The sequence below is a fragment of the Kribbella shirazensis genome (assembly GCF_011761605.1).
In the GTDB taxonomy this organism is placed as follows: domain Bacteria; phylum Actinomycetota; class Actinomycetes; order Propionibacteriales; family Kribbellaceae; genus Kribbella; species Kribbella shirazensis.
In genome coordinates this window covers 336023-350932 of sequence record NZ_JAASRO010000001.1, presented here as the reverse complement: position 1 = coordinate 350932, position 14910 = coordinate 336023, and the positions used below count along the sequence as shown (strand labels likewise).

Genomic DNA, 14910 nt, shown 5'->3' with positions numbered 1-14910 from the left:
CTATTGGCCGTGGCCTGCGGCGTCGATCTCCGGTGTCATGTCGACGCTCTCCTTCATAATCGGGGTACCGACTCACCACGAAGGACCTCACCCCTGTGACGATCACTCAGCAAGAGCTCGAATCCCGACTGTGGGCCGCTGCGAACGCGCTCCGTGGCCCGGTCGACCCGGCAGACTTCAAGACCTACGTCTTTCCGATGCTGTTTTGGAAGTGGATCAGCGACACCTGGGTGTACGAGCACGACCAGGCCGTTGTCGAGTACGGCGACGACCTCGACGACGAGATTGAGGCTGATTTCCACCGGTTCGAGATGCCGGAAGGCACGCTCTGGTCGGAGACGACCGGGAAGGTCAAGAATCTTGGCGCCGAGATCGCGAGGACCTTCCAGCGGATCGAGAAGGCCAACCCTCGCTCGCTCGCCGGGGTGTTCGGCGACGCATCATGGGGCAACAAGGAGCGGATCCCGGAGTCTGCGCTGCTCGGCCTGATTACGTCCTTCAACCAGATCCGGCTCGACCCGTCGACGGTGTCCCACGACCTGCTCGGAGCCGGCTATGAGTACCTGCTGAAGAATTTCGCCGACGAGTCCGGCAAGAAGGCCGGGGAGTTCTTCACACCCCGTGAGGTCGTCAACCTGTTGGTCGGGATCCTCCAGCCCGAGCCCGGGGAGTCCGTCTACGACCCGACCTGCGGCTCGGGCGGCATGCTGGTCGCCACGATCAACCAGTTGCGAGAGTCAGGTAGGGACCACCGCACACTGCGGCTGTATGGCCAGGAGATCAACCTGACCACCGCCTCGATCGCCCGGATGAATCTGTTCCTGCATGAGATCGAGGACTTCGACATCAAGCGTGGAGACACCCTCCGCGCGCCGGCGTTCAAAGACACCACTGGCGCCGTCCGGACCTTCGACGTGGTCATCGCCAATCCGCCGTTCTCGCTGTCGAACTGGGGAGCCGACCGCTGGGCATCCGATCCGCGCGCGATCTGCGGGGTCCCGCCGGCGAAGAGCGGCGACTTCGCGTTTGTTCAGCACATGATCTCCTCGATGAGCTCCGCCTCTGGACGCGTTGGCGTCGTGATGCCCCACGGAGTTCTATTCCGCGGTGGCGCTGAGGCGAAGATCCGGCAATGCCTCATCGAGAAGGACCTCCTCGAGGCCGTCGTCGGACTGCCGCCGAAGCTGTTCTACTCGACCGACATCCCGGCCTGTCTGCTGATCTTCCGCAACCAGAAGAGTGCCGAGCGCAAGGACAACGTCCTGTTCATCGACGGGTCGGCCAGGTTCAATAAGGGAAAGAACCAAAACGTCATGTCACGGCGGGATGTCAACACCCTTGTCGATGCCTACCGCACCGGTGAAGGCCCTGACGGCAGCGGGGGTACTGAGGTCCGGCTCGTCCCATTCGAGGAGATCGAGCAGAACGGCTTCAACCTGAACCTCAGCCGATACATCAAGGTTGCCGCTGAGGAAACCCCGGACCTGGGTGCGGCGCTCATCGCATACGCCGATGCACGTCAGCACCGGATCGACACCGAGGCTGTCATGTTTGAGCGTCTCGCCGCAGTCGGCATCGACGTGAGCATGGTAGAGGTGTCCGATGAATGACGTGCTTCCCGATGTAGAGAAGGACCGCCACTACCTCAACGTCGGTCGTGTCGCGGTCGTCTTTGCGGCGTGCGAGGACCATGCGGCGTACCTCTTGTTTGCAACACGGAAGAACCGACTGCCGGAAGATGACGAACATCTCGAACTCGCCAAGTTCTCCGACGAGTTGCGCAAGGCTTTGAAGAACGAGGTCGCCCCGGTCCTCGCCGAGGACCTCGCGCGCTTCTCCCAGTACCGGAATAGGCTCGCCCACTCGGTGATGCGATACGACTATGTTGAGACTGAGCCGGACGAGAATGGATTCCGGCTGATCGCCGGCTTTGAGAGCCATCGGACGGTCAATCCTAGGTCCGGTATGCCCATGCCGATTCCAGACGACGATGAAGTTGAGACGCGCCTAGCAGAAATGAATCACTGGTGCCGCGCCGTATGGGTTCGCGCCAAGGAGGTAGGCCGGCATGAGTGACTGGGCGATGGTCCAGCTGGGTGAAGTCATCAAACTCGACATCGACGCGGTTCCGGTTTCCGCGGGAACCTCCTACGACATCTTCGGCGTGCTCAACCGCGGTCGGGGGCTGTTGCGGCGCGAGGCAGTTCTTGGTAGCGAGATTTCGTACAAGACCTTGAACCGCCTGCGCCCGAATCAGATCGTGTACAGCCGCCTGAAGGCATTCGAAGGGGCCATCACAGTCGCGCCGCACGGCCTTGGGGAGATCTTCGCGTCGCAGGAGTTCCCGACATTCACCTGCGGAGAGCGCCTGCTCCCCGAGTACTTCGCTCTCGTGACGACTACAAAGCGACTCTGGGCTCAGTTGCAGGGTCTCTCGACTGGCATGGGCGGGCGCCGGGAACGAGTGAAACCGGGCGACTTCCTGACCATCGAGCTTGCCCTTCCGTCCCTACCTGAGCAGCGCCGCATCGTCGACGCCATGGCCGCGGTGGACGCGCTGGTCGAGGCGTTACAACGAGAGATCGTGACCGGCGAGGCAATGCGAACGCCGCTCGTAGGATCCCTCGTAAGCGAACCTGAGAGCAACGGGTCCATCAGATCCCTGAATGAAGTGGGGAGCTTCATCCGTGGTAGAAGGTTCACCAAGAATGATTACGTCGATTCTGGACTCGGGTGCATCCACTATGGCCAGATCCATACAGATCTTGGGGCAATTACTACTGAGCCGCTGACCTACCTTCCTGACTCGTTCAGAGATCGGATGCGCCTGGCTGGCTACGGCGATGTGGTCATCGCTGCAACTAGCGAGAACACCGACGATCTCGGAAAGGCCACCGTTTGGCTGGGGAATGGCGAGGTCGCCTTGCATGATGACGCCTACATCTTCAGGCATAGCCTAGACCCAGTGTTCGCCTCTTACGTCTTCATCTCTCCGGCCTTCCAGGCGCAGAAGGTGCAATATGCGGCCGGCACAAAGGTGACGCGAATCTCTGCCGAAAACCTGGGAAAAATCGAGGTCGCGATTCCGGGACCCGATATCCAGACAAAGATCGGTGAAGCGATGCGGGCGTTGGACCAGGATCTCGAGGAACTCGTCGCTGAGCTTGCTCTTCTCCGCGCCTTCCGATCAGCGCTTCTCACCGCACTGCTCAACCAGGAGGTCGAGATCCCAGAGTCCTATGAAGCTCTACTGCCCGAGGTGCTCTGACATGGGCTGGACGGAGGCGAGCACCATCCAGCGCTCGCTGCTCGAGTGGGCGGAGGAAGCTGGCTGGGAACGCACACCTGGCGTTGAGTTGCCGAGAGACCAGCATGACGTCGTCATCGAGCCGTGGGCTCGGGAGGCGCTACTCGGTCTGAATCCGGAGCTGGCCGACGACCCCGAGTCCGCAGACATTGTGCTCCACGAGGTCAACCAGGCCGTCCTGGATGCCCACAATGGGCTTGTGTCCGCCAATGAGCGACTCACCGTGATGCTGCGCGGTAACCATTCGTTCCCGACCATCGATGGCAAGCACGTGCCCCGCCGGCTCATTGACTTCGACAACCCGGATAACAACCGGTTCACCGTCGCGGACGAGGTCACCATCGCAGGCGCCGTCAAGCCACGCCGGTTCGATGTCGTCTACTACGTCAACGGATTTCCGCTCGTCGTCGCGGAGACGAAGACGCCGGTGAGACATGCGGTGTCTTGGGTGAATGCCGCCAAGGACATACATGACGTCTACGAGGAGGAGTACGCGAACTTCTTCGCGACGAACGTCTTCAACGTTGCTACTGAGGGCCTCGAGTTCCGGATGGCTCCCATCCGTGCTGTGCCGGATCCGGACTCGGAGATTTGGGCGCCGTGGGGGTCGACCGAGGATGATCCGAAGAAGGTCACTGGACCGGCTCGTGTGGAGCGCGCGGCGCGGCTCTTGCTGCGGCCGGAGACGGTGCTGCCGATCCTGAAGGATCTGGTGATGTTTCGTCATGCACGGGATGCGTCCGAGGTCGATGTGAAGTTCCTGCCGCGTTACCCGCAGTTTGAGGCGGTTCTTGCGATCCACGCCAAGGTGCTGGCCGGCCGGCCGGGTGGATTGATCTGGCACCACCAGGGGTCCGGGAAGACCGAATTGATGGCGTTCGCTGCGGCTCGTCTGTTGCGTGACGACGCAGTGACGGCGAAGTTCGGCAGCGCGCCGACGGTGATCGTGATCGCCGACCGCAAGGATCTGGTGCGGCAGACCGCGGAGATGTTCGAGACGGCCGGTATGCCGCGTATGACGGTGCCCAGTAACAGGCGTGAGCTGCACGCGTTGCTCCGCGGCGGCGAGCCGGGTGTGGTCATCACAACGGTGCACAAGTTTGCTGAGGCTGGCCACCTCAACGACCGGTCGAACATCGTCGTTCTCGTCGACGAGGCGCACCGTTCCCAGGAGGGGAAGCTCGGCGACGCTTGGCGCGCGGCGGTGCCAAATGCGAAGTTCTTCGGCGCGACAGGCACCGCGATCGAGGACAAGGACCGCTCGACTTTCAAGCTGTTCGGCGACCCATCGGATCCGGACTTCGTGATGTCGCGATACACGCCGGAACAGTCGATCGCCGACGGATTCACCAAGCCAGTGATCGTCGAGGGCCGAGCGGTCCGGTTCAACCTCGACAAGGAGGCCTTGGACGAGGCGTTCGAGGAACTCGCGGCCGAGGAGGACCTGGATGAGGACGACAAGATCTACCTGTCCGACAAGGCCTCGCACATCGAGACGATCCTGTCCAACCCGGAGCGCGTCGCTGCCGTATGTGCCGACATCGTCGACCATTTCCTGACCTACGTCGCGCCGCTTGGCCAGAAGGCGCAGGTGGTGGCCTACAACCAGCGCCTCGTAGTCGCCTACGCGCATGCCATTCAGGCTGAGCTGGAGCGTCGATCAGCGGCGATGCCTGACGGTCGGACGCGCGAGGTCGGGGTCGTGATGCACGTCGCGGATTCCAAGGACACGCCGAAGGAGTTCAAGCGGTATCTGCTCACGCCGGAGCAGGAGGAGGCGGTGAAGCGCCGCTTCAAGAAGGTCGACGACCCGATGTCTTTCGTCGTTGTCACGGCGAAGTGGATGACTGGGTTCAACGCGCCGATCGAGGGTGTGCTGTACCTCGACAAGCCTGCCAAAGAGACGAATCTCTTTCAGACCATTACGCGCCCCAACCGACCGTGGAAGAATCCGATCACGGGCCAGCGCAAGGACTACGGTCGCGTGGTCGACTACATCGGCCTTGCGAAAGCGATCGGTGTCGCGATCGCCGGACCGAAGGTGGGTACAGGCGAAGAGAACGAGCTCAACATCACGGATTCTTCGAACCTGGCAGGTAAGTTCGTAGCCGATCTCACTCGTCTCCTGCACCTGTTCGAGGATATTGACACGACGGACTCGTCGTTCGAGTCGCTCGCCGAGGCGTACGAGCGGATCCCGGAGGGCAGCATCCAGCGCAGTGACTTTATCGAGACCTACGTTGCGTTGCAGACTGTGTGGGAGTTCCTCGACCCACACCCAATGCTGACTCCGTTCAAGCAGCAGTACCTCTGGCTCGCGAAGGTGTACGAGTCGATCCGGCCAAAGGACGTCACCAAGGCGTTCCTGTGGGCTCGACTTGGTGCAAAGACGACCGAGTTGATCCACGGCTACATGTCCGACGTCAATGTGAGGTCCATGCCGTCGAAGACGGTCACACTCGATGCCGCTGGCTTGGCGCTGGTGAAGCGGATCGCGGAGCAATTGAAGCTTCCGGAACGAGAGTCGCCAGAGCAGAAGGTAGGCGACATCTACCAGGAGGTGTTGGACTCGATCGAGGCTCGGCTCAGGCGCCGCATTGCCGAGACCGAGAGCCCGGTGTATCAGTCGCTGGCGGAGCGGATCGAGAAGCTGCGCACCAAGGCGATCGAGAACGTGGAGGATTCACTGGCGTTCCTGGAGGAAGCGCTGCGAATCGCTCAGGATGTCGTTGCCGCCGACCGGGCCTTTGAGGCGGGCGACGAGGACGTCCTCGAGAGGCTGGCGGATCCGAAGAGTGGGGCACTTACCCAGATCGTCGAGGAGAACACACCTCCGGGGTTGCACAAGATCGTGCCGGACATTGTCTTTCGCATCGACCGCATAGTTGTGGAGGTTGCATACACCGGATGGACCGAGAGCGACGCCGGCGACAAACGTGTCCGCCGAGAGCTCCGAACCGCCCTGAAGGAGTACAGTCTCCCGGTCAAAGGGCAACTGTTCGACAAAACGTACGCGTACATACGGGAGAACTATTGAGCCTTCCGCAAAGGGCGATCAATTGGGCCCCGTCAGCGACGAGAGGCGTCTGTTGTTCGCCGCTGCTCGCCTCGGTCATGACGCAGGGCATCAGGCCGACGGCGCAGCTGAGAACGCTGCTGATCGCTGGTCAGACCTTTGACCCACTCCAAGTGATCATCTGTCGTCGACACCGCGTGTACCGAGCACCTGACAGGGGCGAATTCATCGCCGTCAGATGCTTTGTCCAGGTCTCGAAGGACGCGTCCTGGGTCGGCATCACTGCCGTGCCGAGATCGGACTTGCTCGTTCTCTTGAGATCGACTAGGAGGCAGCGCCTGTCATCCAGGCCGGCCACGAGGTCTGGCCGTGTGATGTGCGGACGGCTCGTTTCAGGCACGGCGAACGAGGGCTGCGACCACAGCCAAAGCCATCTCTCCTCCCGGACTGGGGCCTCATTACCCTCTGCCGCTCGTCCAGCTGTCGCGAGTCGCTCAGGATCCACTCGTGAGAGTAGCTGTCCAGCTCGCAGAACAGGTCACGCGTCCCGGACCACCAGGGGCCGGCCGGGTCGGGCATAAGCCTTGGACCAGTCGCGCTGCGCCGCACGGGACTTGAGGATCGAGACCACAAAGTAAGCAACCGCGCCGATCTCCTCGCGGGTTGGCGCGACCCCCACCCGTGCTGCATATCCTGATCCCGTTTGCATCGATACCCGCGCTGGTGAACTTGGGACTTGGCATATGGCAGGCAAAGCGGCGGTCCACGAGCGTGCCCAACCTCGAGTACCGAGCTCCTGCTGTGTCCACGGTCCTCCCGGAGTCGAGCTTGGTTCACACTCCCGCCTGTCTACCGATAACGCTCGTGCTCGGTGAGCACTGTGCTGCCGCCTTGCCACCACGTTCCACACGTCGGTCATTTGATCTTCCAGTCGTCCGAGCCGGGGATTTCGATCATCACGCCGAGGGTCTCGCCGCTCGACGGACACTGTCGGCCCGTATCGGCATAGGTCTCGTCGCTCATTGTCGTATCTGCCTTCCGGACGCGATATTCACGACTGCGTAGCGTAGCCTCCGACCTGGTCCGGAGCGCCAGGATTAATATCAGCAGTGGCGATGACCAGCGCCTGGCCGCACCTCAGAAGGTTCGCCGCCACCACCTGCAGATGCCTCTGACGTCGCTGATCCCGATCAGGCCTGCTTCCGCGAGGCATCGCGCAAAGTGCTGGTCGGGATCGTGGATATCAGGAAATCCAAGCCGATCGGTAGGGCCGTTGAGGTAGGTCCGTTGGACTAGACACACCACAACTTGGTGGGTTCTCGTGGCTGCTCATCTGCAGCTCGAGACAGGCCAGCGACTCCGCCGTGAGCGCGGCGGCCTAATCCCCGATCGCGGTAAACGCCCTCCCGCCAGCCAGCACTGCGCTGACCGTGACAGTAAGCAGCTCGCCAGCGGGTACCGAACCCGCGAGGGTCACGCGGATCGGGCACCCGCGAGAGATGCACGAAGAGTTGCTCTTGCGGCGTTTCGGCGTGGCAGACACGGTCGCGGACGTGATGAGGGAAGGTTATATCGGCGGGTGTGATTCCGTTCTGGTTGGACCGCGTAGGAACCACCATCCAACCGCAGGTCACAGCCCCACCAGCTGACCTTTCCGGGACCCTGCTCAGGGCGGCAGGGCATCCGTCGGTTTGTTCCGTGCGGCAACACGACACAGGGGTCAATCCGGTTCGGAGTCGCCGAGGCGCGGACGGTGATAGCGTGCTCACCATCAGAGAAAAGAGGGGGAGCGGGACGTGAACAAGCCGCCCATCAAGGTCCGTCACATGATTGATCGACTTGAGAAAGACTTCAGGCCATTCATCGATATGTCAGACCTAGGTCAGCGTTCCGTAGAAGATACGATTCAGGAATTCCGCACCCGAGCATTGACCGCGATGACGATACAAGACCTGACCGACTGTAGCCCCGAGGAAGCTGCGAGTGGCGTCATTGACGGGTTCGATGATCAGGGCATCGACGGCATTGCTGTTGATTTAGGCTACCCACATCTATGGATCGTGCAGACCAAATGGAGCGACAGAGGTCGAGCAACCCTGGAACAACAGGCGGTGCTCAAGCTGCACCGCGGAGTGCAAATGCTTCGGGACGGCGAGTATGACGAGTTCAACTCGAAGTTCCAGAAGCTCGCCGATCTTGTAGACGTCGCCATTGGCACCCCCGGTCTGCGGGTTACGATCGTCATTGCCCTGCTGGGCGAAGCGCGTATCGCAGCGCAGGTGCGACGCGATCTCGATCGAACAGTCGCACAGCTAAATGAGCCATCACCGCTGGCAGACCTCGAAGTCCGAGGATTCGATGACTTTTATCGGATCGTTGAATCGGGTGTGACAGGGGCGAAGGTTGACCTCAACGTTCGCTTGGAGAATTACGGTCATCTCACGGAGCCGTACCAAGCGTACTACGGCACGCTGCCTGTCGTGGATGTTGCGGAATGGTACACCGAGTACGGAGAGCGCCTCTTTGCGCGTAACATTCGTCACTCCCTCGGATTGACCGAAGTAAATCATCAACTGCGTACGACGCTTCATGACGAGCCAGAACACTTCTGGTATTTCAACAATGGAATTACCGTTCTTTGCAAAGGCCTTGAGAAGACATACAGGGGATCGTCGACTCTCGCGGGAGATTTTCATCTGACAGGTGTCAGTGTGGTGAATGGAGCTCAAACCGTCAAGAGCATCCATGAAGCGCAGAGGATCGATGCGGAAAAAAGCAAGGCTGGGCGGGTCTGGGTTCGATTGATCTCGCTGCAGGATTGTCCTCCGGATTTTGACAATTCAATCACGCAGGCGACGAATACCCAGAACCAAGTCGAGGCGCGGGATTTCGTATCTTTGGATGAGAATCAGATTCGACTTCGACGCGATTTCGCGTTGTCTCTCCAAAAGACATACGTGGTGAAGCGCGGCGAGCCTGATCCTGAACCAGAGAACGGGTGTTCTGTCGTTGAGGCGGCACGAGCTCTTGCGTGCGCTCAACCTGACGCGTCGTTCGCCGCTCGAGCCAAACAGGACAGCGCTGTCCTCTGGGAAACCGGTCCGCAGGGTACATACAAGGCCTTGTTCAATTCGAGACTCACGGCTCACCGGACTTGGCGTTCCGTTCTCCTCTACCGAGAGATCGTGGGTCACCTGCAAGCCGAGGCCGATGATCGCGAAGGTCGAGCTGGCCTGGTTGCAACGCATGGCGATCTTCTTGTCGCACATCTCGTATTCCAGCAGCTCGATCTCAAAGACGCCGACGATCCCGATGTCGACTGGCCGGATCGGCTGTCGATGGCAGTCGATCTGATCGGTGGAACATTGGACTGGCTCACTCACCATGTCGAGACTGCCTACGGTGGTGGCTTCATACCTTCGGTGTTCCGCGACTCGCAGCGATGCATAACTCTTGCCTCACTTGTTCTGCAATCGATCGATGCCGGCGGTGATGCACCAGAGACTTCAGAACCAGAGCAGGACACACGGCAGCGAAGGACGAATGCCGTTATCGTCCTCGTGGACTCAGGGCGAATTGCGGACGGCGCGGCACTCGAGTTCCGCCCTGGAACCGGACCGGAGCGAGTGGCTCTTTCACCATGGTTGGCGGAAGACCCTCGCCGAGCGCAAGCCACCTGGGTGAACAACCGCGGCGCGCCGCTTCTGTGGGCTGCCGATGGGCGCCGTTACTCACCTAGCGGTCTTGCCAAGCACATGCTGCGACAGGTCGGCGTTGCTACTAAGGCGGTACAGGGCACCAGCAGGTGGTATCTGCCGGGGGAAGGCTCATTGGTACAGCTCGCGAACGAGGTGCGGGGCTAATTGGTCTCAGGTTGGACCGCGGCGCAGCCGCCTCGACAGGCACGATGTCTGACAGCGGACCGGGTGAGGGCGTCTACGTCGTTGTATTGGCGGCGCCGACTCCGCAGCATTGCTAACCGTGTCTGCAGACCAACCGGCAGTCCCCCTGAGCTCTGAACTGGCTGCCTTTACTCAGCGGAATCAGCAGAAGGCGATGACTGTATACGGTCGCTGATGCACAACTTGGTGGTGTGAATCCGCAGGTCGTGGGTCAATTTGGCAATTGATGACAAACGATGAGCGAATTCTTGCCAGTTTCCGCGGGTTGTGGGTTCGAGTTCCACGGGGCCTACCAAAATCGCAGGTCGGGCGCAGATCGGCGCCTCGGCAGGGGGTGAGGTCGGCTTTTACTCAGGCAATTGCCTGAGTGGGCTCCTAGGCGGTTGGGCGTGCGGCTCCCTGGTCGCCCGTGGTCGGCCTCTCTCGGCGTCCCATCGGCGGCGTCCCGTCGGCCCTGCCTCCTGGGGCTCAGCGTGCTGCGGGGTGGGGTTGTGGCTGATTTATGACGTTGAGGGTGCGTAGGGTTGTGATCAGTTGGCGCGCCATGTGCTTGTAGCCCTCGGCGTTGGGGTGGATGCCGTCGTAGAGGAGGTGCGCGTGGTCAGGGCCGAGGATGTCTCGGCCGTCGACTGCGTGCAGGGTGGCGTCGCCTACGTTCTGGAGGATTTGGACGGCACGGTGAACGTCGGACCGGATGTCCGCGAGGGTGAGGTCCGCGCGGCCGATCTTCGTCTCGCGGGACGGCGAGACGATGGGGGACAGTACGACGATCGGTATGTCAGGGTGCCCGTCGCGCAGTGTGCTGAGGAAGCCGAGCACGGTGGGAAGGAATGATCGGCTGTTGTACGAACCGTTGCCGTGGACATTGATTCCGAGACAGGCCACTATCAGCTCGGCCGGCCGGGCGCTCAGAACCCTCGCCACCATCGGATCCAGGTGGCATTGCCCGTCCAGGCCGAGGCAGGTCAGGTCCGCGCCGAACTCCGAGGCCAGCAGGGCGGGCCAGGTCTGCGTCGGGGAGAGTGCATCGCGGCAGTGCGTGATCGAGCTGCCGTAGACCAGCAGGCGTGGACGTGGCGGATGCTCCGGCCGCCAGATTTCCGAGCGTTCGTCGACTCCGAGACTCAACAGCCGGAAGTCGCCGTACTGCGGCAGCCAGAGCTCCACCCTCTTGCGTCCCGCGGGCAGTCCCGAGAACTGGAACCGGCCGTCTTCGTCCACGCGGGTCGACATGGCAGCCCCGCCGTCGACCACCAGATCGACGGGGCTCAGGACCTGGTCGACGGGCGCTGCCGCGGAGCCGGCGACCGTTGTGCTGTCGGTGTCGAACACGATCCGCACACCTGCGCACATCGCCGCATGCGCCCGTAGCGACTCGGTGGGGAACAGTTCGATCTTGGAGTACGGCAGCCGCCACGGGCGGGAGCCATCGGGCCCATGGACCACCTCGATGGCTCCCTCCCAGATCAGAGCATCGTGATCGGGGCGAACAGACCGTTCCATTTTCCTCCTGTCGTCAGCCGGTCGTGGCAACGTCACTTCAGACCGCTGCTGGCCAGCGCGGCGACGAACTGGCGCTGGAACGCCAGGAAGATGATCAGGATGGGGATGACCGAGGAGGCCGAACCGGCCATCGCCAGCCCGGCCGACAGGCCGCCGTCGGCGTCGACGAACCGGGTCAGCCCGATCGGGACGGTATAGAGGTTCTGGTTGGACAGCATGATCAGCGGTCCTTCGTAGTCGTTCCAGGATCCGACGAAGCTGATGATCGCCAGCGCGGCCAGGGTCGAGCGGATCTGCGGCAGATACACCCGGGAGAAGACCCGCCATTCGCCGGCGCCGTCGATCCGCGCCGCCTCTCCCAGCTCTTGGGGCACGGCGAGGAACGCCTGCCGGACCAGAAAGGTGCCGAAGACCGTGAAGATTCCCGGCAGGATCAGCGCCCAGAGCGTGTTGTAGAGCCCGAGCTGCTGGAAGAACATGAACCGGGGAATGAGCAGCAGTTGCATCGGCACGATCGCCGTGGCCACATAGAGCAGGAAGACTTTGTCCCGGCCTCGGAAGGTCAGCCGGGCGAAGGCGTAGCCGGCCATCGCCGACGTGGTGAGGTCACCCACCACACCGATCAGGGAGACGGTCAGCGAGTTGGCGAAGAACACCGCCATCGTCACCGCCCCGCTCGTCCACACCTCGACGTAGTTCTGCCACTGAACCGGGTCGGGGATCCAGCGCACCGGGATGGCGAACACGTCGAGGTTGCGTTTCAGCGACGACGAGAGCATCCAGACGAACGGCAGTACGAACAGCAGCGCGAACGTCCACAGCAGAACGGATTTGACGACATACCCGGCCCGTGCGGACGAACGCCGGCTGCGTGATACCTGTCGCACTTGCCTGACCGCGACCGTGGTCATGAGTACATCCCCCGTCCGCGCTGGAAGCGCCAGAAGAACGCGCTCAGCAGCAGTACGCCGATGAAGCTCATCATGCCGATCGCTGCCGCGTAGCCGAAGCGGTAGTACTGGAAGCCGTTCTGGTACATCAGGTACGACAACGTGGTGGAGGAGTCGCCCGGGCCGCCTTGGGTGAGGAAGGCGATCAGGCCGAAGCCCTGCGAATGACCGATCATCGACATGATCGCCAGGAAGGTTGTGGTCGGCATCAGCGACGGCCAGGTGATCGTGGTGAATTGGCGCCAGCGTCCCGCCCCGTCCAGCTCAGCCGCCTCGTAGAGGTCCTCCGGCAATGCCTGCAGGGCAGACAGGAAGATGACGGCGTGGAACCCCATCCCCGCCCAGGAGGTGATCAGGATCAAGGAGACCAGGCTCCAGTCCTGGGAGACCAGCCAGCTCGGCGGGTCGGCGACGCCGATCGCCTGCAACGCCAGGTTGACCAGGCCGTTGCTCGGATGGAGCAGCAGCAACCACACGAAGCCGATCGCGATCGAGCTCACGATATGCGGGATGAAGAAGATCACCCGCAGCGCCGAGCGCCCGAACACCGGGCCGTTCAGGCAGAGCGCGATGATCAACCCGCCGGTCATCGTCAGTGGAACGCCGACGCCGGCGTACAGCACCGTACGGCCGACTGCCTGCCAGAACCCGGTGTCCCGGATCAGGGCGGCGAAGTTGTCGAGCCCGACGAACCGGATCCCGTCCAGCCCCGAGACCACGTTCCAGTCGGTGAAGGAGATGCCGATCCCGGACACCAACGGCACCAGGGTGAACGCCAGGAAGCCGACCAGATTGGGCAGGATGAACAACCAGCCGGCCCTGGCCGACGCGCCACCAGGCCCGCGTCGTGCCTGACGGCTGACCGGCGCGGCGAGGACTGCGGCGCTCATTTGCCTGCCTTGGCGATCGCGGCGTCGCTCTGGCGGGTTGCCTCGGTGACCCAGGACGCGACGGTGCGGTCACCGAGCAGGGTCTCGTCGGTCAGCTTCTGGTGGATGGTCGAAATCTCGGTGCCCGCGGTGAAGATCGTGTCGACAGGTAGCTTGAGACCGCTCTCGAACAGCGTGGACTTCCAGGACTTGACGTCGTACAGCGTGTCGCGCTGGGGCCCGAGCAGTTGCTCGAGGATCTGGTCGGGGGTGGACTCGCCGCTGAGCAGCGGCAGGCGACCGCCCTTGGTCATGTACTTTCCGGCGTTGCGGGCCCAGAACTTCGCCAGCTCCCACGCCTGGTCCGGGGACTTCGACTTCGGGCTGATCGAGATCTGGTCGCCGATCTGGCCGGTGTTCCAGCCTTCGGTACCGGCCGGAACGGGGACCGGCATGCAGTAGGTGGCGAACTCGTGCGGGTACCCCTTCGTATCGTTGATCGACCGGATGATCTGCCCGGACTGGATCAGCATCGCGACGCGTCCCGCGATGAACGGGTTCTGGCTGAACGTCTGCAGCTTCTCGGCGATGATTGTCTGGCGGTCCATCGCGACCTTGGCCTTCTGCAACTGGAGCGCGAGCTCGAGCTCTTTGGCGAACCAGGGGTTTCCGAAGTTCGACCGTTTGCCGCCGTCGGCATACAGGTAGTTCGGCCCGAGCGCCGGCCTGGCCAGGACTGGTGCGGTCAAGGTGCCGAAGACACCTGGCTTGGTCAGCTCGCGAGCCACCTCGACGAACTCGTCGACTGTCCAGGTCTTGCCCAGCTTGATGCCGGCGGCGTCCATCATTGCCTTGTTGATGTAGACCTGCTGCGGCGCGCGGGCTGCCGGCAGTCCGTAGAGCTTGCCGTCCAGGACGTAGTTGGACAGTGGCTTGGCGTCCGCGGTGAGTGCGGCGAAGTCGCTTTCGGCCTTGATCTTGTCGGTCAGGTCCAGCGCGAGGCCGGCGGTACTGCGCTTGAACATCGGAACCGGGCCGTACGAGAAGTACAGGTCGATCGGTACGCCGCCGCTGAGCGACGTGTCCAGCTTGAGGTTGCCCTGGTCGTCGTTGACGTAGCGGGTGTACGTGACGGTGGTGCCGGGATGCTCGGCCATGAACGCCTTGCACATGTCATCGGGCCCGGACTCGTTCGGCACGCCACCCCACACGTTCAGGGTGACGCCGCCGCCTCCTCCTGCGGACTTGCCGCCGCCGGCGCCGAGGTTGCATCCGGTCAGGGTGGCGAGGCTCGCGGAGGCCGCGACGCCTAGCAGGGAACGGCGGGTGATCGTTCGCGATCCGGTCATGGGGCGCGTCCTCT

At 62.4% G+C, this 14910-nt stretch carries 9 protein-coding genes; 5 read left to right on the top strand and 4 right to left on the bottom strand.

Annotation, left to right across the window (positions count from 1 at the left end):
• Positions 1-95 precede the first annotated feature (95 nt).
• The 5 genes from BJY22_RS01680 to BJY22_RS01660 all read left to right on the top strand — a co-directional run bounded on the left by BJY22_RS01680 (position 96) and on the right by BJY22_RS01660 (position 10186).
• On the top strand, positions 96-1610 hold the full coding sequence (locus BJY22_RS01680; protein ID WP_167203417.1) for an N-6 DNA methylase: 1515 nt from the start codon (positions 96-98) through the stop codon (positions 1608-1610).
• Positions 1603-2076, top strand: a complete 474-nt coding sequence (locus BJY22_RS01675) for a hypothetical protein (protein ID WP_167203416.1) — start codon at positions 1603-1605, stop codon at positions 2074-2076. The genes BJY22_RS01680 and BJY22_RS01675 overlap by 8 nt, the downstream gene beginning before the upstream one ends.
• Positions 2069-3268, top strand: a complete 1200-nt coding sequence (locus tag BJY22_RS01670) for a restriction endonuclease subunit S (RefSeq protein ID WP_167203415.1) — start codon at positions 2069-2071, stop codon at positions 3266-3268. Before BJY22_RS01675 ends, BJY22_RS01670 begins: the two co-directional genes overlap by 8 nt.
• A gap of 1 nt (position 3269) precedes the next feature.
• The gene (locus tag BJY22_RS01665) at positions 3270-6344 is read left to right on the top strand and encodes a type I restriction endonuclease subunit R (protein WP_167203414.1); all 3075 of its coding nucleotides are present in this window, start codon (positions 3270-3272) and stop codon (positions 6342-6344) included.
• Positions 6345-8119: 1775 nt separating this feature from the next.
• A complete protein-coding gene (locus tag BJY22_RS01660; protein WP_167203413.1) occupies positions 8120-10186 on the top strand; it encodes an AIPR family protein in 2067 nt (688 codons plus the stop codon).
• 507 nt (positions 10187-10693) lie between these two features.
• Here the strand turns inward: BJY22_RS01660 and BJY22_RS01655 are convergent.
• The 4 genes from BJY22_RS01655 to BJY22_RS01640 are packed head-to-tail and all read right to left on the bottom strand — an operon-like array spanning position 10694 to position 14896.
• Positions 10694-11728 carry an SGNH/GDSL hydrolase family protein gene (locus BJY22_RS01655; RefSeq protein WP_167203412.1) on the bottom strand — a complete coding sequence of 345 codons (1035 nt, stop codon included), beginning with the start codon at positions 11726-11728 and terminating at the stop codon, positions 10694-10696.
• Between the two features lie 32 nt (positions 11729-11760).
• Entirely contained in the window at positions 11761-12639 is an 879-nt protein-coding gene (locus BJY22_RS01650) for a carbohydrate ABC transporter permease (protein WP_167203411.1), read from the bottom strand.
• Entirely contained in the window at positions 12636-13568 is a 933-nt protein-coding gene (locus tag BJY22_RS01645; protein ID WP_167203410.1) for a carbohydrate ABC transporter permease, read from the bottom strand. Before BJY22_RS01645 ends, BJY22_RS01650 begins: the two co-directional genes overlap by 4 nt.
• Positions 13565-14896: an ABC transporter substrate-binding protein gene (locus tag BJY22_RS01640; protein ID WP_167203409.1), complete on the bottom strand. Its 1332-nt coding sequence runs from the start codon at positions 14894-14896 to the stop codon at positions 13565-13567. The genes BJY22_RS01645 and BJY22_RS01640 overlap by 4 nt, the downstream gene beginning before the upstream one ends.
• Positions 14897-14910: the final 14 nt, after the last annotated feature.